Raw genomic sequence first — 19,946 nt, 5'->3', positions numbered from 1 at the left:
CGTTGACGCCCCCGGCACACATCCATAAGCTGCGCCCGAACGAGATCCGAGGGGCGCCCGTGAGCGATCAACGCCGCAAAGAGCTGGAAGACCTGATCGCGCGGGTGGCCCTGGGGGACCGCGCGGCCTTCGATGCGCTTTATGACGCCACCTCGGCCAAGCTGCACGCGGTCTGCCTGTCGGTGCTGAAGGACCGGCCCGAGGCCGAGGAGACGCTGCAGGAGGTCTATATCCGCATCTGGAAGAGCGCGGCGCGCTACAGCGCGAACGGGCTGTCGCCGATGACCTGGCTGATCACGATCGCGCGCAACCGCTCGATCGACCGCCTGCGCTCGCGCAATTCCGGCCCCTCGACGGCGCCGGCCGAGGCCGCGGCCTCGGTCGCCTCGGCCGAGCCCGGTCCCGAGACGGCGACGATCCGCGCGCAGGAACGGCAGATGCTGGACGAATGCCTGGCGCAGCTGGCCGAGCCGCAGGCGGGCGCGGTGCGGGCGGTCTATCTGGAAGGCATCACCTATGCCGACCTAGCCGAGCGCGAGGGCAAGCCGATCAATACCGTCCGCAGCTGGCTGCGCCGCAGCCTCTTGCGGCTGAAGGACTGCGTGAGCCAATGAGCGACGAGACCACACCGCTGAGCCCGCCCGAGGAGGACGAGGCGCTGGCCGCCGAGCTGGCGCTCGGGCTGCTGGACGGGGCCGAGGCCGAGGCGGCCGTGCGCCGGCTGCAGGACGATCCGCGCTTCGCCGCCGCCGTGCGCGCCTGGCAGGAGCGGCTGGCGCATCTGGCCGAAGGGCTGGTGCCGGTCATGGCACCGGCCCGCGCGCGCCAGAACATCCGCGAGCGGCTTGGCCATGCGGTCCCGCCCCTCTCGACCGATCCGGGCGCCCGCACCGCCTGGTGGCGCGGGCCCGTCGGCGCGATCCTCGGGCTGGCCGCGGTCGCCGCGGTGGCGCTGCTGCTCGTCCTGCCGGGCCTGCGGGACGGCGCGCCCGACCCGGCCGTGCCGGGCTATCAGGCGCAGCTGGTGGCGGCGGATGCCGATCTTGCGGTCAGCGCCACGGCGCGCGGGCGCGAGATGGAGGTGGCGCTGGAGCGCGGCCCCGCCCCCGCCGGCCGGGATTGGGAGATCTGGTGGATCGAGCCCGAGGGGGGCGCGGTCATCTCGATCGGCCTCGTGCCGCGCGAGGGGGTCCTGCGCCTGACCCTGCCCGAGGGGCTGGAGCTGGAGGACGGCGTGCAGATCGCCCTTTCGGACGAGCCCGAAGGCGGATCGCCCACCGGTGTCGCGACCGGCCCGGTGGTGGCCGTCGCCCCCCTCACGCGACTGTGACAGGCTGACGCAGCACCCGAACCGGATTCCCTCCGTGTCTGTTTGCACCGGGCGCAGACAAGCGCCCTTGCAACTTACCCGGAGGACTTATGACCATGAGCTTCACGAAATTCGGCGCGTCGATCCTGGCTGGCGGCATGATGCTGGCCGCTCCTGCCCTGGCCCAGAACACCATGGTCGGCGGCGCAGAGATGCTGCCCGAGCGCAACATCGTCGAGAACGCCGTGAACTCGGCCGACCACACCACGCTGGTCGCCGCCGTCCAGGCCGCGGGACTTGCCGAGACGCTGTCGGGTGAAGGCCCGTTCACCGTCTTCGCGCCCACCAACGCCGCCTTCGAAGCCCTGCCGGCCGGCACCGTGGAAAGCCTGCTGGAGCCCGAGAACCTCGAGACCCTGCAGACGATCCTGACCTGCCACGTCGTGGCGATGGAGGCATTCTCGCCGGCCGTGGGCGACCTGATCGCCGCCGGCGGCGGTTCGGCCGAGCTGGAGACCGTGGGTGGCTGCACGCTGACCGCCTCGATCCGCGAGAGCGACAACGCGCTGCTGATCACCGACGAGAACGGCACCGAGGCCGTGGTGAACATCCCCGACGTCGACCAGTCGAACGGTGTCATCCACGTCATCGACGCAGTGCTGACGCCCGCCGCCTCGTAAGCGGACCGCGACACCGCGGGGGCCGCCCCCCGGACCCCGCGGCTGGCCCGCATCCGCCCCCCGGATGCGGGCTTTCTGCTGCCCCGCCGGCGGCGCCGCGCCGCCGCCCCCAAAGATCGCCCTTGCCGAAGCCGCGGCACCGACGCCAGATGGCCCGCGGCAAACCGCCGCGGCATCGACAGGACGTCACATGAGTGGGCTGATCGCGCTTCTCGACGATATCGGGATGATCTCGAAGATGGCGGCGGCGTCGCTGGACGACGTGGCGGCGCACAGCGTCAAGGCCGGGGCCAAGGCCGCCGGGGCGGTCATCGACGACGCGGCGGTGACGCCAAAATACGTCCACGGCTTCGACGCCAGCCGCGAGTTGCCGATCATCTGGCGCATCGCCCGCGGCTCGCTGTTCAACAAGCTGGTGATCCTGCTGCCGGTCGCGCTGGCCCTGTCGGCGTTGCTGCCGGCGGCGATCCCGCCGCTGCTGATGCTGGGCGGCGCCTATCTGTGCTACGAAGGCGCGCACAAGGTCGCGCATTGGTGGACCGGCCATCACGACGCCGAGGCGCATGTCCATCCCGAGGAGGACGGCCCCTCGCTGGAAGAGACGCGGGTGGCCGGCGCGATCAAGACCGACTTCATCCTCTCGGCCGAGATCATGACCATCGCCCTCTCGACCATCCCGGTCGAGGACAGCCTGGTGATGAAGGCGGTGATCCTGTTCGTGGTAGCCGTCGCGATCACCGTCGCCGTCTACGGCGTCGTCGCGCTGATCGTGAAGGCGGATGACGTGGGGCTGCATCTGGCGCAGCGCGGACGCGGCCTTGTCGCGGCCCTCGGGCGCGGGATCGTGCGCGTCATGCCCGGCGTGATGACGCTGCTGACCGTCGTCGGCACCGCCGCGATGATCTGGGTCGGCGGGCAGATCATCACCCACGGCCTCTACGAGCTGGGCTGGGGCGCGCCGCATCACTTCATCGCCCACATGGCCGAGGAGGCCGCCCACGCCGTGCCCGCGGCGGCCGGCCTGGTGCGCTGGCTGGTGACGGCGGCGCTGGACGGGGTGATCGGCCTCGCGCTTGGGCTGGCGCTGGTGCCGCTGGCGATCCATGTCCTGAACCCGCTGATCGAGCGCACCGTCAGCCCCTTCTTCAGGCGCCTGCGCGGCGGAAATGGTGCAGCCAAAAAGAATTGACCGGCCGATCAATTATTGTCACCCTTCCGTCGGGAGACGGTTGCAGAAGCGTCACATTGCGCCGCTAGGCGGGACGGCGACGAGCAACCCACATGGGGAGAGAGACAATGAAACGGATTTGCAGCGTTTCCGCGCTGGCGCTTGTGGCCTCGGTCGCCAGCGCCAATGCCCAGACCACGGTCGAGTGGTGGCACGCCATGGGCGGCGAACTGGGCGCCCGGCTGGACGAGATCACGCAGGGCTTCAACGAAAGCCAGGACGAATACCGGGTCGTGCCCTCCTACAAGGGCACCTATCCCGAGACGATGACCGCCGCGATCGCCGCCTTCCGCGCGAACCAGCAGCCGGCCATCGTGCAGGTCTTCGAAGTCGGCACGGGCACCATGATGGCCTCGGAAGGCGCCATCGTGCCGGTCTACCAGCTGATGGAAGAGCATGGCGAGGGCTTTGATCCCTCGGCCTTCCTGCCGCAGGTCGTGGCCTATTACACCGACACCGACGGCAACATGCTGTCGCTGCCGTTCAACAGCTCGACCCCGATCATGTATTACAACAAGACCGTGTTCGAGGCCGCGGGCCTCGACCCCGAGCAGCCGCCGCAGACCTGGCAGCAGGTCGAGGAGTTCAGCCGCCAGATCATGGAATCGGGCGCCGCGCCCTGCGGCTTTGCCAGCCAGTGGGTCAGCTGGATCCAGACCGAGAACCTTTCGGCCCGCCACAACCAGCCCATCGGCACCGAGGAAAACGGCTTCGGCGGCCTCGACGCTCGCCTTTCGCTGAACGGCGAAGTGCAGGTGCGGCACTGGACGAACCTGAAGGAATGGGCCGACGAGGGGCTGTTCCGCTATGGCGGCCCGGTCGCCGGTGACAACGCGCCCCCGGCCTTCTACGCGCAGGAATGCGCGATCTACATGGCCAGCTCGGCCGCCCGCGCGGGAGTCATCGCCAACGCCACCGACTTCGATCTCGGCTTCGGGATGCTGCCCTATTACGATGATGTCGAGGGCGCGCCGCAGAACTCGATCATCGGGGGCGCGACGCTCTGGGTCCTGTCGGGCAAATCGGACGAGGAATATGCCGCCGTCGCGGCTTTCTTCGACTACCTGACCCAGCCCGAGGTGCAGGCCGACTGGTCCGAGCCGACCGGCTACCTGCCGATCACGCAGGCCGCCCTTGACCTGTCGACCGAGCGGGGCTTCTTCGACGAGAACCCGGGCGCCGATACGGGGATCAACCAGATCACCCAGAACGAGCCGGCCGAGAACTCGCGTGGCCTGCGCTTCGGCAACTACGTCCAGATCCGCGGCATCATCGACGAGGAGTTCGAGCAGATGCTGGCCGGCAACAAGGACGCGCAGGGCGCGCTCGACTCGGTCGTCTCGCGCGGCAACGAGCTGCTCGAGCAGTTCCAGGCGCAATACCAGTAAGCGGTTCTTACCGCATCGCAGGGGCCGCCACGGCGCGGCCCCTGCTTTCGTTCAGCCAAAGGCCCCCGGATGAAGCGCACGATCTTCAACAACAAGCTGCTGCCCTGGCTTCTGCTGGCGCCGCAGCTGGCCATCACCTTCGTCTTCTTCCTCTGGCCCGCCGCGCAGGCGATCCGGCAGAGCTTTTTGCGCCAGGACGCCTTCGGCACCCGCACCACCTTCGTGGGCGTCGAGAACTTCCGCCGGCTGCTGAACAGCCCCGAATACCTGAACTCGCTGCAGGTGACGGCGATCTTCGCGATTTCGGTCACGATCCTGTCCATGGGGCTGGCGCTGCTGCTGGCCGTGGCGGTGGACCGGATGATCAAGGCGCAGAGGGTCTACACGACGCTGCTGGTCTGGCCCTATGCGGTCGCTCCGGCCGTGGCGGGCATCCTGTGGTGGTTCATCTTCAACCCCACCATCGGGATCATCCCCTACATGCTGGCGCAGGTCGGCTATAACTGGAACCATGTCGGCAACCCGGCCGAGGCCATGACGCTGGTCGTCATCGCCAGCGCGTGGAAGCAGATCAGCTACAACTTCCTGTTCTTCCTTGCCGGACTGCAAGCCATCCCGGCCAGCTTGCGCGAGGCCGCCGCCATCGACGGCGCGGGCCCGGTGCGGCGCTTCTTCGACATCACCATCCCGCTTCTGTCGCCGACGACCTTCTTCCTTCTGGTCGTGAACATCGTCTACGCCATGTTCGACACCTTCGCGGTCATCGACACGACCACGCGGGGCGGCCCGGCGCAGGGGACCAACATCCTAGTCTACAAGGTCTATTTCGACGGCTTCGTCGGGCAGAACATGGGCAGCTCGGCCGCGCAGTCGGTCTTCCTGATGCTGATCGTCATCACCCTGACCGTGATCCAGTTCCGCTACATCGAGAAGAAGGTGGCCTATTGATGATCGAGAACCGTCCCTTCCTTCACCTGATGGCGCATGTGATCCTGATCGCCGGCGTCTGCATCGTCGCGCTGCCGGTCTGGGTGGCCTTCGTCGCCTCGACCCACGGGCCGACCGACTTCATGCGCGGCACCATCCCGATGTGGCCCGGCCCCCATTTCGTCCAGAATTACAGCCGCATGCTGGACCGCGGGCTGGCGACCAGCGGCACCCCGGCCGTGGGAACGATGATGCTGAACAGCCTGATCATGGCGCTGTGCATCGCGGTCGGGAAGATCGTGATCTCGGTCCTCTCGGCCTTCGCCATCGTCTATTTCCGCTTCCCGTTCCGCGGCCTTGCCTTCTGGTGCATCTTCATCACCCTGATGCTGCCGGTCGAGGTGCGGATCGTGCCGACCTTCCAGGTGGTCGCGGATCTCGGGATGCTGAACAGCTACGCCGGCCTGACGATCCCGCTGATCGCCAGCGCGACGGCGACCTTCCTCTTCCGCCAGGTCTTCCTGACCATCCCGGACGAGCTGACCGAGGCCGCCCGCATCGACGGCGCCGGCCCGATGAAGTTCTTCCGCGACATCCTGCTGCCGCTGTCGCGCACCAACATCGCGGCGCTGTTCGTGATCCTCTTCATCTACGGCTGGAACCAGTATCTCTGGCCGCTGCTGATCACGACCAGCGCCGACTACTACACCATCGTTGCGGGGATCAGGCGCATGGCGGATGCCGTGGACGGCCTGCCGCAATGGCATCTTGTCATGGCGACCGCGATGCTGGCCATGATCCCGCCCGTCGTGGTGGTGATCGGCATGCAACGCCTGTTCGTCAAAGGCCTCGTCGAGACGGAGAAGTAACGTGGCATCCATCACCCTCAGCAATCTCGGCAAGAATTACGGCGGCGGCGGCAACGCGGTCACGGGCGTCAACATCGACATCCAAGATGGCGAGTTCATCGTGCTGGTCGGCCCCTCGGGCTGCGGCAAGTCCACGCTGCTGCGCATGGTCGCGGGGCTCGAGAGCATCTCCGAGGGCGAGGTTCGCATCGGGGACCGCGTCGTCAACCAGATCGAGCCCGCCGACCGCGACATCGCGATGGTGTTCCAGAACTACGCGCTCTACCCGCATATGTCGGTGCGCCAGAACCTCGCCTATGGCCTGAAGAACCGCGGCACGCCCAAGGCCGAGATCGAACGGCGCGTGAACGAGGCGGCCGAGATCCTTCAGATCGGCGCCTTCCTCGACCGCAAGCCCCGCGCCCTGTCGGGCGGCCAGCGCCAGCGCGTCGCGATGGGCCGCGCCATCGTGCGCGAGCCGGCGGCGTTCCTCTTCGACGAGCCGCTCTCGAACCTGGACGCGAAGCTCCGCGTGACCATGCGGCTCGAGATCAAGCAGCTCCAGCGCCGGCTCAAGACGACCTCGATCTACGTCACCCATGACCAGCTGGAGGCGATGACCCTGGCCGACCGTCTGGTGGTGCTGAACGGCGGCCGGATCGAGCAGATCGGCACGCCCTTGGACGTCTACCGCCGCCCCGCCTCGACCTTTGTCGCCGGCTTCATCGGCAGCCCGGCGATGAACCTGATCGACGCCCGCGCCGTCCCGCACCTGCCGGGCACCGCCCATGCCGGCACCGTCGGCATCCGCCCCGAGGACCTGACCGTGGCCCCCGACGGCCCCATCGAGATGCAGGTCATGGCGGTCGAGGAATTGGGCGCGCAACGACTGATCCACGGGCTGACGGGCGGCGAGAAGATTACCACCACCCTGCCCTCGGACGCGCCGCTGACGGACAGGATGCGCCTGAGCTTCCGGCGCGAGCAGCTGCATCTCTTCCAGCGCGAGACGGGGCGGCGTTTGGACTAAAACGTGAACAAATCGCGCTTGCCCTCGGCCAGCGCGATGCTACCCTAGGGCGATCCAGATCGGGAGCCGCCCATGTGCCTCTGCCTCCACGCGTCCCACCACAACCCTCTGCACTGCATCGTCCCGCCCTACATGCTGCGGGTGATCGCCCTGCGCGGCGACCCCGAGACCGCCGCCATGGCGCGGATGCTGCTGGCCGAGGACGAGGCGATGCGCGCCGAACGCGCCGCCCATGCCAGCCCCCCGCCCGAGGGCGCGCCTGGCCTACTGCCCGATCCCGACATCTGCTGCCCCGACCGCCGCATCCATGACGGCGAGGGGCGCGCCGCCCTGCCCGGCCGCCTCGTCCGCCCCGAGGGCGCGCCCCCGACCGGCATCGCCGATGCCGACCTCGCCTATGATGCCTCGGGCCATGTCTTCGCGCTTTTCGCCGAGGAATACGGCCGCAACTCTCTGGACGGGCGCGGGATGCCGCTGGTCGCCACCGTCCGCCACCGGCAGAACTACAACAACGCCTTCTGGAACGGCGAGCAGATGGCCTATGGCACCGGCGACGGAAAGATTTTCCGCACGTTCCTCGACCTGTCGGTGATCGGACACGAGATGGCCCACGGCGTCATCCAGCACTCGGGCGGCCTCATCTACGAGAACCAGTCGGGCGCCTTGAACGAGCATGTGGCCGATGTCTTCGGCGCCCTCTCCGAGCAGCGGGTCCTGCGGCAGAGCGTCCATGAGGCCGACTGGCTGATCGGCCGCGGCATCCTGGCCCCCGGCATCGACGGGCGGGCGCTGCGCAGCATGAAGGCGCCCGGCACGGCCTATGCGGACGACCTTCTCGGCCGCGATCCGCAGCCCTGGCACATGGACGGGTTCAACACGACGACCGACGACAATGGCGGCGTCCACATCAATTCCGGCATCCCGAACCACGCCTTCTATCTCTTCTGCGCCTATCTCGGCGGCCCCTCCTGGCACCTGCCCGGCCGCATCTGGTACCGCGCCCTGCAGGAGCTGAACAACCCGATGGCCTCGTTCACGGACTGGGCCGACCAGACGCTGCGCACCGCCAGCACCCTCGCGGGCCAGGGCAGCCACGAGCAGCAGATGCTCCGCCGCGCCTGGACGCTTGTCGGCATCCGCGTCTAGGCGTAGCGTCGCGGCCAAAGGAGGCCGCGCATGGAGATCGAGATCAGCGCCGCCGGCGGCTTCGCCGGCATCGCCGCTGCCGGAATGCACAAGCGCATCGATCCCGACGCGCTGGCCCCGCCGCTCGCCCGGCAACTGCGCGAGGCCTTCGCCCCCGACGCCCTGGCCCGCATTGCCGCCGCCCCCTGCCGGACCTGCCCCGACGGCCTCAGCTACCGCATCACCGTCACCGAAACCGAAACCCGCAGCTTCACCCTGCGCGAAGGCCAGCTGCCCCCCGAGATGCTCGACCTCATCGACCGGCTCTGAGCCCGCTCATCTTCTGTGCCCAAATATCCGCGGGGGAGCCGCGCGCTGCGCGGCGGGGGCGGCAGCCCCCTGCCCTCTATCCGCGCAGGAACACCGCCAGATCGGCCACATTGGTCCCCGTCGCGCCCGTCTCCATCAGATCGGCGGCCGCCGCCAAGGCCGGGGTGGAATCGTTCCGCGCCAGCACGTCCTCCAGATCCAGCCCCGCCGCCGCGATCCGCCGAAGCGTGCCGTCATCGACGATCCCGCCCGCCGCCTCGCCAGGCCCGTCGCGCCCGTCGCTGCCCATCGCCGCGAAGACCCAGGGCCCCGGAAGGTCCGATGCCGCGCGGGCGAAGCGCAGCGCCAGTTCCTGGTTGCGCCCGCCCATCCCGTCGCCGGTCAGCCGCACCGTCGTCTCGCCGCCGAAGACCAGCGTCGCGCCGGGCGCCGCATCGCGCACGACCTCCAGCAGCGCCCGCGCGCATTCCTCGACATCCCCCGCCAGCGGCACGCCACCATCTGCGGCACCGGCCGCGATCATGGCGGCGACGCTCTGCCCGTTCGAGCCGACGAGGATGTTGCGCGCCGGTGGCAGCGCCTCTGCCGCGCGGGTGCCGGAAAGCGCCGCCTGCACTGGCCCCGGCAGCCGGTCCCAGATCCCGAGCCGCCGCGCCATTGCCGCCGCATCGGCCACCGACCCGATGGGCGAAACCGTCGGGCCCGAGGCGATGACGCGCAGATCGTCGCCCGGAACGTCCGAGAGGATCAGGGCCGTCACCGGCGCCCGCGTCGCCCGCAGCCAGCCGCCGCCCTTCAGCCGCGACAGCGCCTGCCGCACGAGGTTCGTCTGCGTGATGTCCGCGCCCGAACCCAGCAAAAGGCGGTTCACCTCCTGCTTCTCCGCAAGGCTCACCCCGTCCACCGGCGCGGGCAGCATCGCCGAGCCGCCGCCCGAGATCAGCGCCAGCACCCTGTCCGCCGGTCCGGCGCGGTGCAAGAGCGCCTCGACTTCGCGCGCGGCGGCCTCGCCCGCCGCGTCCGGGACCGGGTGGCCCGAGGCGAGGACACGCGCGCGGGCCAAGGGTGCGTCGTTGCCGCGATTGGTGATGACCAGCGCCTCGGCCTCGGGCAGCGCCTCCAGCGCCGCGGCCGCCATCGCGCGGGCAGCCTTGCCGAGGGCGATGACGGTCCAGCCTCCGCCCGGCCCCGGCGGGTCGGCCAGCACATCGGCCATGTGCGCCGCCACGGCACGGCCCGGATCGGCGGCGGCCACGCCCGCCTGCAGAAGCGCCATCACCCTGTCCCGCATCGCGTCCTCCCTTCGCGCCCATGAAAAAGGGCGCCCCGAAGGGCACCCTCTCATCCTCAGCCTCGGCGTCAAGGCGTCAGCGATCGCGGTAGTAGTCGTCGATCTGGCGGTCGGCCTCGTCCTTGGTCCAGCCGTATTTCTCTTGCAGCTTGCCGGCCAGCTTGTCCTTGTTGCCGTCGATGACGTCGAGCTCGTCATCGGTCAGCTCGCCCCATTTCTCCTTGGTGGCGCCCTTCAGCTGCTTCCATTTCCCCTGGATGATATCCCAGTTCATGTTCTGCTCCGTCGCTAGGTGAGTTATGAAATGTCAACTCACAGCGCCGGCGGCAGGTTCCTCTTCATCCGCGCGGAGCGACCACGACATCGCGCATCGGCTGGCCGTCGCGGAAGGCCGTGAGATTCGCCAAGGCGCGCAGCGCCATGTCCGTGCGCGCCTCCTCGGTCGCGGTGCCAAGATGGGGCAGCAGGGTGGCGTTCGGCGCGTCGATCAGCGCCTGCGGCACCTTGGGCTCGCGCGCATAGACGTCGAGGCCGGCGCCCGCGATGCCGTGGCTGGTCAGCGCCGCGATCAGCGCGTCCTCGTCCACCACGTCGCCGCGGGCGATGTTGATGAGCACGCCCTGCGGCCCAAGCGCCGCCATCTCGGCCGCGCCGATCATGCCGCGCGTCGCCGTGCCGCCCGGCACCGCGATCACCGCCACGTCGCTGAGGCGCAGAAGTTCGTGCAGCGTCTCGACCTGCTCGGCCGGGAAGTCCAGGTTCGAGACGGACGAGCGGTTGAAGAAGCGCACTTCCATGCCGAGGCCCAGATGCGCGCGGCGGGCGATGGCCTTGCCGATGCGGCCCATGCCGACGATGCCCAGGCTGCGCCCGGTCACGCTGCGGCCCAGAAGCTGCGTCGGGTTCCAGCCGGGCCACTGGCCGGCGCGCAGGATCCGCTCGCCCTCGGAGGCGCGGCGCAGGGTCATCAGGATCAGCGTCAGCGCGACCTCGGCGGTGGGGTCGGTCACCACGTCGGGCGTGTTGGTGACGGCGACGCCGGCGGCCTCGGCGGCCTTGACGTCGATGTGGTTGTAGCCGGCGCCGAAATTGGCCAGCAGCTTGCAGCGCAGCCCGCCGCCCGCGAAGGCGCCGGCCGAGAAGGCATCGCCGAGCGTCGGCACGATGGCGTCATAGGCGCGCAGCGCTTCGGCGGCCTCGGCCTCGGTCAGCGGCGCGTTGTCGCGGAAGGTGGCGTCGAATTCGGCGCGGACGGCAGCGGCGCCGCGTTCGGTCATGGGGCGTGTGACGAGCAGTTTCAAAACAGGCGTCCTCCGTTCGGGACCGGCTGGTCCGGGGCGATCAGGACCACCTCGCCATCCGGGTCGGGCACGCCGAGGACAAGCACCTCGGACATGACCGGGCCGATCTGGCGCGGCGGGAAGTTGACGACGCAGAGCACCTGCCGGCCGACCAGCGTCTCGGGCGCGTAGTGGCGGGTGATCTGGGCCGAGGATTTCCGCTCTCCCAGCCCGCCCACGTCCAGCCACAGCTTGATGGCGGGCTTTCTCGCCTCGGGGAAGGGCTCGGCGCGGGTGATGGTGGCGGTGCGGATGTCGACCTTCAGGAAGTCGTCGAAGGTGATGGTCATTCGGCGCGCCCCAGCTCGCGCCCGCGCTCGGCGGCGGCGCGGATGGTGCGGGCCATCAGGGGCGGCAGGCCGCTCTCGGGGTCCATCAGGTGCCTGAGCCCCGCCGCCGTCGTGCCGCCGGGCGAGGTGACGTTCTCGCGCAGCTCGGCCGGGTCGGCATCCTCGTGCACCGCCAGCGCGCCCGCGCCGGCGACGGTCACGCGCGCAAGCTCCAGCGCCATGTGGCGGGGCAGTCCCTCGGCCTCGCCGGCGGCCGCCATTGCCTCGATCAGGTGGAAGACATAGGCCGGGCCGCTGCCCGACAGGGCGGTGACGGCATCCATCTGCGCCTCGTCGTCGAGGCGCAGGGTGCGGCCGACGGCGCGCATCAGCATCTCGGCCAGGGCGAGATCGGCGTCGCCCGCGCGGGCATTGCCGATCAGGGCCGAGATGCCCTGCCCGATGGCCGCAGGCGTGTTCGGCATGACGCGGACGATGGGCGAGGCCGGGAAGCTGCGCTCGAGGGTGGCGATGGTGGTGCCGGCGGCGACCGACAGGACCAGCGTGTCCGTCAGCGGCGGAAGCCCGGTCAGCGCCTCGGCCATCATCTGCGGCTTGACGGCCAGCACCAGCACGGCCGGGTGCGGCAGCAGCGGGGCGTTGATGCGGAAGCCCTTGCGCTGCCAGTTGTCGGACAGGCGCGGGTCGATGATGGTGACGGCCTCGGGCTCGAGCTTGTTCGCAAGCCAGCCCTCCAGCATCGCGCCGCCCATCCGGCCGCAGCCGACCAGCACCAGCCCGCGCTTGTTCACATCGTCGAAATCGCTCATTGGCTCCCTCTCCCCTGCGGGGCCGGACGCCCCCTCAGGCCCGTCCGTAGGTTTCCCCAAGGGCGATGTCCAGCGCGGCGGCGGGGGCGGTGTTGCCCCAGCCCACCAGCTGGAACGAGGGGTAGAACCGCTCGCAGGCCATCAGCGCGCCCGCGATCATCGTGTCCACCTGCTCGGCCGAGGCGATGGCGTCGCCTGCCAGCACCAGCCCGTAGCGCCAGACCATCAGGCGCTGCTGCGCCCAGAAGGTGAAGCCGCCGTCCCAGACCTGGTCGTTGGCAAGGTTCAGCGTCTCGTAGATCAGCGGCAGGCGATCGGCCGGCGGGTCCATGTCGAAGGTGCAGATGAGGCGCAGCACCTCCTCGCGCGGGGACCAGGCGAGGGTCAGCGAGTAGCTGCGCCACTGCCCCTCGACCACCATGGCGATCTGGTCGTCGGCGAGGCGGTCGAACTCCCATGCGTGGTGGTTGGCCACGGCTTCGACGATGTCGATGGGGTGGATGTCATCGCTGGCGATGTAAGGGTCGGTCTGTGCCATGCCTGCCTCCTGCCGGGCGGGCCGGGCTGCGGTTCTGATGCCGCTATGCCTTGTCCGCCGTCCCATATCGGGCGGGGTCGCCCGAATGTTCTCACCATATATCGTGGGGAACGGCGCGGCGCGTGTAAAGTCATATTTCGTTAACGCGTTGTGTCCACAGGCGGGCGGCGCTACCAGATGACGGGTGTGGATAAGCCGGAGAACACCAGATGCAGCGGGACCACGGGGGCGATCTGGACCGGGCGCGGCGCGAGTTCGGCGCCGGCGACTGGATCGACTTGTCCACAGGCATCAACCGCCGCCCCTGGCCGGTCCCGGCGCTGCCGCCCAAGGCCTTCACCGCCCTTCCGACGGCCGAGGCCGAATCGGCGCTGGTCGAGGTCGCGGCGCGCTGGTTCGGCTGCCCAGCTTCGCATGTGCTGCCGATGGCCGGCGCCTCGGCCGCGATCCAGCTGCTGCCGCGCCTTCTGCCGCGCGGCCGGGCCGCGGTGCTGAGCCCCAGCTACAACGAGCATGGCGCCAGCCTCGCCGCCGCCGGGTGGCAGGTCACGCCGGCGCCCGATCTGGCGGCGATGGAGGGGGCGGACCTGGCCGTCGTCGTGAACCCCAACAACCCGGACGGCCGCGAATGGCCGCCCGCGCGGCTGGCGGCGCTGGCCGCAGGCGTCGGCACGCTTGTCGTGGACGAGAGCTTCGCCGATCCCCGCCCGGACCTGTCGCTGGCACCGGCCCTGCCGGCCAATGCCGTGGTGCTGCGCAGCTTCGGCAAGTTCTGGGGGCTGGCCGGGCTGCGGCTCGGCTTCGCGCTGGCGCGGCCGGAGCTGCTGGCGCGGCTGCGCGAGGCGCAGGGGCCCTGGGCGGTCGGCGGCCCGGCGCTCGAGATCGGCGCACAGGCGATGGCCGACGCGGCCTGGGCCGATGGCGAGATCGTCTATCACAGCGAGGCGAGCCTGCGCCTCGACCGGCTGGCGACGGGCGCGGGCTGGCAGGCCCTGGGCGGCACGCACCTCTTCCGGCTTTATGGCACGCCCGATGCCGGCGCCGCGCAGGCGCGGCTGGCGCGGGCGCGGATCTGGACCCGGCGCTTCCCCTATTCCCGGACCTGGCTGCGGCTCGGCATTCCCGGCGATCGCGGCGAATGGGACCGGCTGGCCGCCGCGCTGCAGGGGTGACTGGGCAAGGCCGCGCGGATGCGGCAGAGTTGAGACGAAAGGAGCCGCCATGCGACCCGCCCTGCCCCTGATCCTCGCGCTTCTCGGCGCCCCCGCGCCCGCCGCGGCCGATGCGCCGATGGTCATCCTCGACCGCGGCCAGCTGCCCTTCGATCTGGGCCCCGGACATCCGGCCAACAACCCGGCCCGCGCCAGCAACGCGCCGCACGCCGCGTGGAACTCGGCGGGCAACACGGCGAACTCGTCGCAGGCCTGGGAGAACCGGCCCTCGAACCCCGCCAACGAGCAGCGGCTGATCTTCACGGCCGATGGCGAGGTGCGCGGCTACTATGCCCAGAACGCCGGCGGGGTGCTGAACCTCTTCGACGTGAACGGCCGCCGCATCGCCTACCGGCCGGCGCGAGGGACGCGCAGCCTGTTCACCACGGCAGGGCAATGGTGCGGGACGGTCGACCAGAGCCGCGGCGGCATGGTGCTGGCGGTGACGCCGGAATGTGCGCGGGACTTCCTGCGGCACTGACGCGCGATCGTTACACGAGCGTCCTAGAGACAAGGCCCGACACCCCGGAGAGGATCATGGACGACGCCGCGAAGGACTGGCTGGAAGCCGAACTGCAGGAGACGCTGGACGAGGACATCGAGATCGAGCTGGAGGACGCCGTCCTCTCGGCCGAGATTCGCCGCATCTACCGCAGCCATCACCCGGACCAGATGGACCGCAAGCTCTATTTCCGCGAGCTTTTGCGCCTGCAATCCGAGCTGATCCGCCTGCAGGACTGGGTGAGCTACCACAAGGAGCGGGTGGTCGTCCTGTTCGAGGGCCGCGACAGCGCCGGCAAGGGCGGCGCGATCAAGCGCATCACGCAACGCCTGAACCCGCGCGTGGCGCGGGTCGTGGCGCTGCCCGCGCCCTCGGACCGGGAGAAGACGCAGTGGTATTTCCAGCGCTACGTCCCCCATCTGCCGGCGGGCGGAGAGATCGTCCTCTTCGACCGCAGCTGGTACAACCGCGCCGGCGTCGAGCGGGTGATGGGCTTTGCCTCCGAGGACCAGGTCGAGCAGTTCTTCCAGGACGTGCCCGAGTTCGAGCGAATGCTGGTCCGCTCGGGCATCCGGCTGGTGAAGTACTGGTTCTCGGTCACCGACGAGGAGCAGCAGATGCGCTTTCTCATGCGCATCCACGATCCGCTCAAGCAGTGGAAGCTGTCGCCGATGGACCTGCAGAGCCGCGTCCGGTGGGAGGCCTATACCAAGGCCAAGGAGGAGATGTTCGAGCGCACGAACATCCCCGAGGCGCCGTGGTACATCGTGCCCGGCAACGACAAGAAGCGCGCCCGGCTGAACTGCATGAGCCACCTTCTGTCGATGATCCCCTACGAGGACGTGCCCCATGACGAGGTCCGCCTGCCCGAGCGCGTCTTCAACCCCGATTACGAGCGCGAGGTGCTGCCGCGCGAGCTGTATGTCCCGCAGCTGTATTGAGACGCGGTGCAAGGGGGGCCAGCCCCCCGTCGCCTGCGGCGACTCCCCCCGGGACATTTCCGCACAGAAGATGGGGGCAGCTTGCCTTCCGGGCGGAGCATCCTAGGTTAGGCTTATGTTCAGAGATCTATTGGCTCGGCTGACGGGCGAAACGCAGGCGCCGGAGCTGGACGGCGAGGATGCCGAACTGGCCATCGCCGCGCTTCTGGTGCGGCTGGCCCGGTCGGACGACACCTATCGCGAGGTCGAGAAGGCGCGGATCGACCGCATCCTCGCCTGCCGCCGCGGCCTCTCGCCCACCGAGGCCGCCGCGCGCCGCGCCGAGGCCGAGGAGCTGGAGGCCGGCGCCTCGGACACGGTGCGCTTCACCCGCCAGATCAAGGAGCGGATCGGACTGGAGGATCGCGCGGGCGTGATCGCCGCCATGTGGGAGGTCGCCTACGCCGACGCGCAGCGCGGCCCGGACGAGGAGAGCCTGATCCGCCTCGTCGCCAGCCTTCTCGGCATCACCGACCGCGAAAGCGCTGAGATCCGGCAGCAGGTGAAGGCGCGCATGGGCCTGGCGCCGTAGCAGCCCTCATCTTCTGTGCCTAAATGTCCCGGGGGTCGCCGGCGGTTCGCCACTGGTTCGAGAACCAGCCGGCGACGGGGCAGAGCCCCCGGCCGTCGCGGGACGCTAGAACCCCAGCCTGTCCCGCAACCCGTACCAAGCCATGCCCGCGACCAGCAGCGGCTGGCGCAGTGCCGCGCCGCCGGGGAAGGGGCGCGTCGGAACTGCCTCCATCACGTCGAAGCGCTCGGCCTGGCCTGCGACGGCCTCGGCCATGATGCGGCCGGCCATCGTGGCCAGGGCGACGCCATGGCCGGAATAACCGCTGGCCGAGAGGCAGTTCGGCGCGGGGCGCGCGAAGCAGGGTATGCGGTTCATCGTGATCGCCAGCGTGCCGCCCCAGGCATGGGTCAGCGCCACGTCCTTGAGCTGCGGATAGACCGAGAGCAGATGCGGGCGCACCTTGGCCCTGATGTCGTCGGGGAAGCGGTAGGTGACCGTCTCGCCGCCGCCGAAGATCAGCCGCCGCTCCTCGTCGAGGCGCCAGTAGTTGACGACGAACTTGGTGTCGGCGGCGGCGGGGCGCTGCGGCAGGATTTCGGGGAAGCGATCGCCGAGGGGCTCGGTCGCGGCGATGTAGTTGTTGATCGGCATGACGCGGGCGGCGATCTTCCGGTCGAGGCTGCCGAGATAGCCGTTGCAGGCGAGGATGACGTGCTCCGCGCGCAGGATGCCGTCGGAGGTGCGGATCGTGCTGGGGGCGCCGTGATCCAGCGCTGTCACCTCGCTCAGCTCGTGGAGGACTGCGCCGGCCGCTTCGGCCAGCCGCGCCATGCCGACGGCCAGCGCCAGCGGCTGGACATGCGCCGCGCCGCTGTCGAGATCGCCTCCGGCGTAGGCCGCGCTGCCGAGCGTGCGCGCCAAGGCGTCTCGGTGCAGCGGCGTCACCTTGTCGTAGTCGTAGTGACGGGCGAGGTGGTCGGCGAGCTGGCGCGCGTGCTCGACCTCGGCGGCGCTGCGGCAGGCATGAGCGATGCCGAGCGTGGTGGGCACGCCCGCCTCGGCGGCCAGCGACAGGGTCAGGGCCTTCGCCTCCTCGCCGATGTCCCAGAGGCGGCGGGCCGTGGCGCGGCCGAATTGCGCCTCGAGCCAGTCCACCTCCTGCCGCTGGCCCGAGCCGATCTGCCCGCCATTGCGGCCCGAGGCGCCGAAGCCGATCCGCTGCGCCTCGAGCAGCACCACGTGGTAGCCGCGCCGGGCAAGGTGCAGGGCGGCCGAGAGGCCGGTATAGCCGCCGCCGATCACCGCCACGTCGGCCCGCGCCTCGCCCTGCAGCGGCGGGCGGCGCGGCGGCTCGCCGGCCTGCGCGGCGTAGAGGCTGGGCGGGTAGGCGCCCGGACTGTCGTTGAGGTGCAGCAGGTTCATACGTTAAGCAGCAGGTGTTCCCGCTCCCACGGGCTGATGACCTGCAGGAACTCCTTGTATTCGTTGCGCTTGACGGATTCGTAGACCGCGGTGAACTCGTGGCCGATGACGCCGCGCATGGCCTCGTTCTCGATCATCAGGTCCAGCGCGTCGCCGAGATTGTAGGGCAGCTCGTCCTCGGACATGTAGGCGTCGCCGAGGCATTCGGCGCGTGGGTTTTCCGCCTCCAGAAGGCCCAGATAGCCGCAGGCGAGGCTGGCGGCGATGCCGAGATAGGGGTTGCAGTCCATGCCCGCCAGCCGGTTCTCGATGCGCCGCGACTCGGGGCCCGAGATCGGCACGCGCAGGCCCGTGGTGCGGTTGTCGCGGCCCCATTCGAGGTTGATGGGCGCGGCGAAGTCGGGAACGTAGCGGCGGTAGCTGTTCACGTAGGGCGCCAGCAGCGCGACGGCGGCCGGCAGGTGCTTCTGCATCCCGGCGATGAAATGCAGGAAGGCGGGCGTCTCGCGCCCCTTCTCGTCGGAGAAGATGTTCTTCCCCGTCGCCAGATCCGTCACCGAATGGTGAATATGCATGGCGCTGCCCGGTTCGCCCTCGATGGGCTTGGCCATGAAGGTCGCGAAGCAGTCGTGGCGCAAGGCCGCCTCGCGGATGAGGCGCTTGAAGTAGAAGATCTCGTCGGCCAGGGCGACGGGATCGCCGTGGTTGAGGTTGATCTCGACCTGGCCCGCGCCGCCCTCTTGCAGGATGCCGTCGATCTCGAAGCCTTGGGCCTCGGCGAAGTCGTAGATGTCGTCGATGACCTTGCCGTATTCGTCGACGGCCGACATGGAATAGGCCTGCTTGGCCGCCGCGCGCCGGCCCGTGCGGCCCATCGGCGGGATGATCGGCTGGTTGGGGTCGATGTTTCGCGCGACGAGGAAGAACTCCATCTCGGGCGCGACAACGGGCTTCCAGCCCTTCTCCTCATACAGCTTCACGATGCGCTTCAGGACGTTGCGCGGCGCGATGGGGACGGGATTGCCCTGCTGGTCCATTGCGTCGTGGATCACCTGGATGGTCCAGTCCGCGGTCCACGGCGCGGCCGTGGCGGTGGTGTAGTCGGGGCGCATGACCATGTCGGGCTCGGTGAAGGCACCCGAGGGGTTGTCGGCCCATTCCCCGGTGATCGTCTGCAGGAAGATCGAGTTGGGCAGGTAGAATTTCTCCTGCCGCACGAATTTCGAGGCGGGCATGGCCTTGCCGCGGGCGACGCCGGCGATGTCGGCGACGATGCATTCCACCTCGTCGAGGCGGCGGCCGGCCATGAAGTCGCGGGCGGCCTGCGGGATCTGGTCGGTCCAGTCGCTCATGCCGCGCCCTCCTGAAGCTGGCGGGGCGCCTTGAGGAAGGCCTCGATCCGGTCGGCGATGGCCGAGGAGGAGCGCGCCTGCCCCATCCGCGCGGCGGCGCCCTCCAGCAGCTCGGGCGGCACGACGCCCTTGGCGCGGGTGTCCATGAGGCCCTGCACGAAGTCGTCCTGAAACTCGGGATGCGGCTGCACGGTGAAGGCGCGGTCGCCATAGACGAGGGCGGCGTTCTCGCAGGCCTCGTTGCGGGCGGCGACCTCGGCGCCGGGGGGCAGCTGGACCACCTGGTCCTGATGCCAGGCATTCAGCTGCAGGGGCGTTCCGTCGAAGTCGTAGTCATGCGTGCCGACCACCCAGCCGCCGGGATGCTTGACCACGCGCCCGCCAAGGGCCTGCGCGATGATCTGGTGGCCGAAGCAGATGCCGACCAGCGGGACGTGGGCGGCATAGGCGCGGCGGATGAAATCCTCGAGCGGGGGGATGAAGGCGTGATCCTCGTAGACGCCGTGGCGCGAGCCGGTCAGCAGCCAACCCTCGGCGTCATGGACACCGGCCGGAAACTCCATCGCCTCGACATGCCAGGTGCGGAAGGTGAACCCCCGCCCGGCCAGCAGGCGCTGGAACATGTCGGGGTAGTCGCCCATCTCGTCCTTCAACTGGGCGGGCGACTGGCCGCATTGAAGTATGCCGATACGCATGAAAAACCTTGCAGTTGCGGATTGCGCTCAAGGTAGTCGCCCGGCACCGGGGCCCGCAAGGGGTCCTGCGGCCTTTGGCTGGCTGGCCCCTGCTCCGCGCTTTCGCTACGCTTCCGGGCAAAGCCGAAAGGAGTGCC

23 protein-coding genes are annotated in these 19,946 nt (G+C 69.7%); 14 read left to right on the top strand and 9 right to left on the bottom strand.

The genetic code is table 11. The annotated features are described in order from the left end of the window. The first annotated feature begins 59 nt into the window (after nucleotides 1–59). The 10 genes from BLP73_RS00820 to BLP73_RS00775 all read left to right on the top strand — a co-directional run bounded on the left by BLP73_RS00820 (nucleotide 60) and on the right by BLP73_RS00775 (nucleotide 8,865). Nucleotides 60–614: a sigma-70 family RNA polymerase sigma factor gene (locus BLP73_RS00820; RefSeq protein WP_245686483.1), complete on the top strand. Its 555-nt coding sequence runs from the start codon at nucleotides 60–62 to the stop codon at nucleotides 612–614. After that, entirely contained in the window at nucleotides 611–1,330 is a 720-nt protein-coding gene (locus BLP73_RS00815) for an anti-sigma factor (protein WP_090739628.1), read from the top strand. Before BLP73_RS00820 ends, BLP73_RS00815 begins: the two co-directional genes overlap by 4 nt. A gap of 95 nt (nucleotides 1,331–1,425) precedes the next feature. Then, a complete protein-coding gene (locus BLP73_RS00810; protein WP_090739627.1) occupies nucleotides 1,426–1,989 on the top strand; it encodes a fasciclin domain-containing protein in 564 nt (187 codons plus the stop codon). Between the two features lie 190 nt (nucleotides 1,990–2,179). Continuing rightward, on the top strand, nucleotides 2,180–3,178 hold the full coding sequence (locus BLP73_RS00805; protein ID WP_090739626.1) for a DUF808 domain-containing protein: 999 nt from the start codon (nucleotides 2,180–2,182) through the stop codon (nucleotides 3,176–3,178). A 107-nt stretch (nucleotides 3,179–3,285) separates the two neighbouring features. After that, nucleotides 3,286–4,605, top strand: coding sequence for a sn-glycerol-3-phosphate ABC transporter substrate-binding protein UgpB (gene ugpB, locus BLP73_RS00800; protein ID WP_217630621.1), 1,320 nt, complete (start codon nucleotides 3,286–3,288; stop codon nucleotides 4,603–4,605). 69 nt (nucleotides 4,606–4,674) lie between these two features. Then, entirely contained in the window at nucleotides 4,675–5,553 is an 879-nt protein-coding gene (gene ugpA / locus BLP73_RS00795; RefSeq protein ID WP_090739624.1) for a sn-glycerol-3-phosphate ABC transporter permease UgpA, read from the top strand. Beyond that, nucleotides 5,553–6,401, top strand: coding sequence for a sn-glycerol-3-phosphate ABC transporter permease UgpE (ugpE, locus tag BLP73_RS00790; protein WP_090739623.1), 849 nt, complete (start codon nucleotides 5,553–5,555; stop codon nucleotides 6,399–6,401). Before ugpA ends, ugpE begins: the two co-directional genes overlap by 1 nt. 1 nt (nucleotide 6,402) lies before the next feature. Continuing rightward, nucleotides 6,403–7,410 carry a sn-glycerol-3-phosphate import ATP-binding protein UgpC gene (locus BLP73_RS00785; protein ID WP_090739622.1) on the top strand — a complete coding sequence of 336 codons (1,008 nt, stop codon included), beginning with the start codon at nucleotides 6,403–6,405 and terminating at the stop codon, nucleotides 7,408–7,410. A 72-nt stretch (nucleotides 7,411–7,482) separates the two neighbouring features. Then, the gene (locus BLP73_RS00780; protein WP_090739621.1) at nucleotides 7,483–8,556 is read left to right on the top strand and encodes a M4 family metallopeptidase; all 1,074 of its coding nucleotides are present in this window, start codon (nucleotides 7,483–7,485) and stop codon (nucleotides 8,554–8,556) included. A gap of 30 nt (nucleotides 8,557–8,586) precedes the next feature. Next, the gene (locus BLP73_RS00775; RefSeq protein ID WP_090739620.1) at nucleotides 8,587–8,865 is read left to right on the top strand and encodes a protealysin inhibitor emfourin; all 279 of its coding nucleotides are present in this window, start codon (nucleotides 8,587–8,589) and stop codon (nucleotides 8,863–8,865) included. Nucleotides 8,866–8,941: 76 nt separating this feature from the next. On the opposite strand, the gene BLP73_RS00770 is transcribed toward BLP73_RS00775, so the two are convergent. The 6 genes from BLP73_RS00770 to BLP73_RS00745 all read right to left on the bottom strand — a co-directional run bounded on the left by BLP73_RS00770 (nucleotide 8,942) and on the right by BLP73_RS00745 (nucleotide 13,133). Continuing rightward, nucleotides 8,942–10,156 carry a glycerate kinase type-2 family protein gene (locus BLP73_RS00770; protein WP_090739619.1) on the bottom strand — a complete coding sequence of 405 codons (1,215 nt, stop codon included), beginning with the start codon at nucleotides 10,154–10,156 and terminating at the stop codon, nucleotides 8,942–8,944. Nucleotides 10,157–10,232: 76 nt separating this feature from the next. Beyond that, entirely contained in the window at nucleotides 10,233–10,430 is a 198-nt protein-coding gene (locus BLP73_RS00765) for a CsbD family protein (RefSeq protein WP_090739618.1), read from the bottom strand. Nucleotides 10,431–10,494: 64 nt separating this feature from the next. Then, complete coding sequence (locus BLP73_RS00760) at nucleotides 10,495–11,457, bottom strand: 2-hydroxyacid dehydrogenase (protein WP_090739617.1); 963 nt, start codon at nucleotides 11,455–11,457, stop codon at nucleotides 10,495–10,497. After that, nucleotides 11,454–11,786 carry a tRNA-binding protein gene (locus BLP73_RS00755; protein ID WP_090739616.1) on the bottom strand — a complete coding sequence of 111 codons (333 nt, stop codon included), beginning with the start codon at nucleotides 11,784–11,786 and terminating at the stop codon, nucleotides 11,454–11,456. The genes BLP73_RS00760 and BLP73_RS00755 overlap by 4 nt, the downstream gene beginning before the upstream one ends. Next, the gene (gene proC, locus BLP73_RS00750) at nucleotides 11,783–12,595 is read right to left on the bottom strand and encodes a pyrroline-5-carboxylate reductase (protein WP_090739615.1); all 813 of its coding nucleotides are present in this window, start codon (nucleotides 12,593–12,595) and stop codon (nucleotides 11,783–11,785) included. Before proC ends, BLP73_RS00755 begins: the two co-directional genes overlap by 4 nt. Before the next feature lie 34 nt (nucleotides 12,596–12,629). After that, nucleotides 12,630–13,133 (bottom strand): type III secretion system chaperone family protein, encoded by a 504-nt coding sequence (locus tag BLP73_RS00745; RefSeq protein WP_090739614.1) that lies wholly within the window; start codon nucleotides 13,131–13,133, stop codon nucleotides 12,630–12,632. Nucleotides 13,134–13,342: 209 nt separating this feature from the next. On the opposite strand from BLP73_RS00745, the gene cobD reads away from it, so the two are divergent. The 4 genes from cobD to BLP73_RS00725 all read left to right on the top strand — a co-directional run bounded on the left by cobD (nucleotide 13,343) and on the right by BLP73_RS00725 (nucleotide 16,358). After that, the gene (gene cobD, locus BLP73_RS00740; protein ID WP_090739613.1) at nucleotides 13,343–14,305 is read left to right on the top strand and encodes a threonine-phosphate decarboxylase CobD; all 963 of its coding nucleotides are present in this window, start codon (nucleotides 13,343–13,345) and stop codon (nucleotides 14,303–14,305) included. A 49-nt stretch (nucleotides 14,306–14,354) separates the two neighbouring features. Further along, complete coding sequence (locus BLP73_RS00735) at nucleotides 14,355–14,825, top strand: hypothetical protein (protein WP_090739612.1); 471 nt, start codon at nucleotides 14,355–14,357, stop codon at nucleotides 14,823–14,825. Nucleotides 14,826–14,881: 56 nt separating this feature from the next. Then, a complete protein-coding gene (gene ppk2, locus BLP73_RS00730; RefSeq protein WP_175453190.1) occupies nucleotides 14,882–15,787 on the top strand; it encodes a polyphosphate kinase 2 in 906 nt (301 codons plus the stop codon). A 115-nt stretch (nucleotides 15,788–15,902) separates the two neighbouring features. Then, entirely contained in the window at nucleotides 15,903–16,358 is a 456-nt protein-coding gene (locus BLP73_RS00725; protein WP_090739611.1) for a tellurite resistance TerB family protein, read from the top strand. A gap of 105 nt (nucleotides 16,359–16,463) precedes the next feature. Here BLP73_RS00725 and BLP73_RS00720 read toward each other — a convergent pair whose 3' ends face one another. From BLP73_RS00720 to BLP73_RS00710, 3 genes are read right to left on the bottom strand one after another with little or no spacing between them, the layout of a single operon-like run. Next, complete coding sequence (locus BLP73_RS00720) at nucleotides 16,464–17,762, bottom strand: NAD(P)/FAD-dependent oxidoreductase (protein ID WP_090739610.1); 1,299 nt, start codon at nucleotides 17,760–17,762, stop codon at nucleotides 16,464–16,466. Beyond that, nucleotides 17,759–19,114, bottom strand: a complete 1,356-nt coding sequence (locus BLP73_RS00715) for a glutamine synthetase family protein (protein WP_090739609.1) — start codon at nucleotides 19,112–19,114, stop codon at nucleotides 17,759–17,761. Before BLP73_RS00715 ends, BLP73_RS00720 begins: the two co-directional genes overlap by 4 nt. Continuing rightward, on the bottom strand, nucleotides 19,111–19,809 hold the full coding sequence (locus tag BLP73_RS00710; RefSeq protein ID WP_090739608.1) for a type 1 glutamine amidotransferase: 699 nt from the start codon (nucleotides 19,807–19,809) through the stop codon (nucleotides 19,111–19,113). Before BLP73_RS00710 ends, BLP73_RS00715 begins: the two co-directional genes overlap by 4 nt. Nucleotides 19,810–19,946: the final 137 nt, after the last annotated feature.

The sequence above is a fragment of the Paracoccus tibetensis genome (genome assembly GCF_900102505.1).
Taxonomy (GTDB): domain Bacteria; phylum Pseudomonadota; class Alphaproteobacteria; order Rhodobacterales; family Rhodobacteraceae; genus Paracoccus; species Paracoccus tibetensis.
The sequence above is the reverse complement of the archived record's forward strand: the minus strand, read 5'-3'. Positions and strand labels throughout refer to the sequence as shown.

Excerpts from the sequence above, each read along its gene's own strand:
- BLP73_RS00805 (WP_090739626.1), top strand. The coding sequence starts at position 2,180 with ATGAGTGGGCTGATCGCGCTTCTCGACGATATCGGGATGATCTCGAAG.
- BLP73_RS00815 (WP_090739628.1), top strand. The coding sequence starts at position 611 with ATGAGCGACGAGACCACACCGCTGAGCCCGCCCGAGGAGGACGAGGCG.
- BLP73_RS00780 (WP_090739621.1), top strand. The coding sequence starts at position 7,483 with ATGTGCCTCTGCCTCCACGCGTCCCACCACAACCCTCTGCACTGCATC.
- BLP73_RS00735 (WP_090739612.1), top strand. The coding sequence starts at position 14,355 with ATGCGACCCGCCCTGCCCCTGATCCTCGCGCTTCTCGGCGCCCCCGCG.
- BLP73_RS00720 (WP_090739610.1), bottom strand. The coding sequence starts at position 17,762 with ATGAACCTGCTGCACCTCAACGACAGTCCGGGCGCCTACCCGCCCAGC.
- BLP73_RS00810 (WP_090739627.1), top strand. The coding sequence starts at position 1,426 with ATGAGCTTCACGAAATTCGGCGCGTCGATCCTGGCTGGCGGCATGATG.
- ugpE (WP_090739623.1), top strand. The coding sequence starts at position 5,553 with ATGATCGAGAACCGTCCCTTCCTTCACCTGATGGCGCATGTGATCCTG.
- BLP73_RS00715 (WP_090739609.1), bottom strand. The coding sequence starts at position 19,114 with ATGAGCGACTGGACCGACCAGATCCCGCAGGCCGCCCGCGACTTCATG.
- BLP73_RS00725 (WP_090739611.1), top strand. The coding sequence starts at position 15,903 with ATGTTCAGAGATCTATTGGCTCGGCTGACGGGCGAAACGCAGGCGCCG.
- ugpB (WP_217630621.1), top strand. The coding sequence starts at position 3,286 with ATGAAACGGATTTGCAGCGTTTCCGCGCTGGCGCTTGTGGCCTCGGTC.
- BLP73_RS00710 (WP_090739608.1), bottom strand. The coding sequence starts at position 19,809 with ATGCGTATCGGCATACTTCAATGCGGCCAGTCGCCCGCCCAGTTGAAG.
- BLP73_RS00755 (WP_090739616.1), bottom strand. The coding sequence starts at position 11,786 with ATGACCATCACCTTCGACGACTTCCTGAAGGTCGACATCCGCACCGCC.
- ugpA (WP_090739624.1), top strand. The coding sequence starts at position 4,675 with ATGAAGCGCACGATCTTCAACAACAAGCTGCTGCCCTGGCTTCTGCTG.
- cobD (WP_090739613.1), top strand. The coding sequence starts at position 13,343 with ATGCAGCGGGACCACGGGGGCGATCTGGACCGGGCGCGGCGCGAGTTC.
- BLP73_RS00770 (WP_090739619.1), bottom strand. The coding sequence starts at position 10,156 with ATGCGGGACAGGGTGATGGCGCTTCTGCAGGCGGGCGTGGCCGCCGCC.
- BLP73_RS00765 (WP_090739618.1), bottom strand. The coding sequence starts at position 10,430 with ATGAACTGGGATATCATCCAGGGGAAATGGAAGCAGCTGAAGGGCGCC.
- proC (WP_090739615.1), bottom strand. The coding sequence starts at position 12,595 with ATGAGCGATTTCGACGATGTGAACAAGCGCGGGCTGGTGCTGGTCGGC.
- BLP73_RS00775 (WP_090739620.1), top strand. The coding sequence starts at position 8,587 with ATGGAGATCGAGATCAGCGCCGCCGGCGGCTTCGCCGGCATCGCCGCT.
- BLP73_RS00745 (WP_090739614.1), bottom strand. The coding sequence starts at position 13,133 with ATGGCACAGACCGACCCTTACATCGCCAGCGATGACATCCACCCCATC.
- ppk2 (WP_175453190.1), top strand. The coding sequence starts at position 14,882 with ATGGACGACGCCGCGAAGGACTGGCTGGAAGCCGAACTGCAGGAGACG.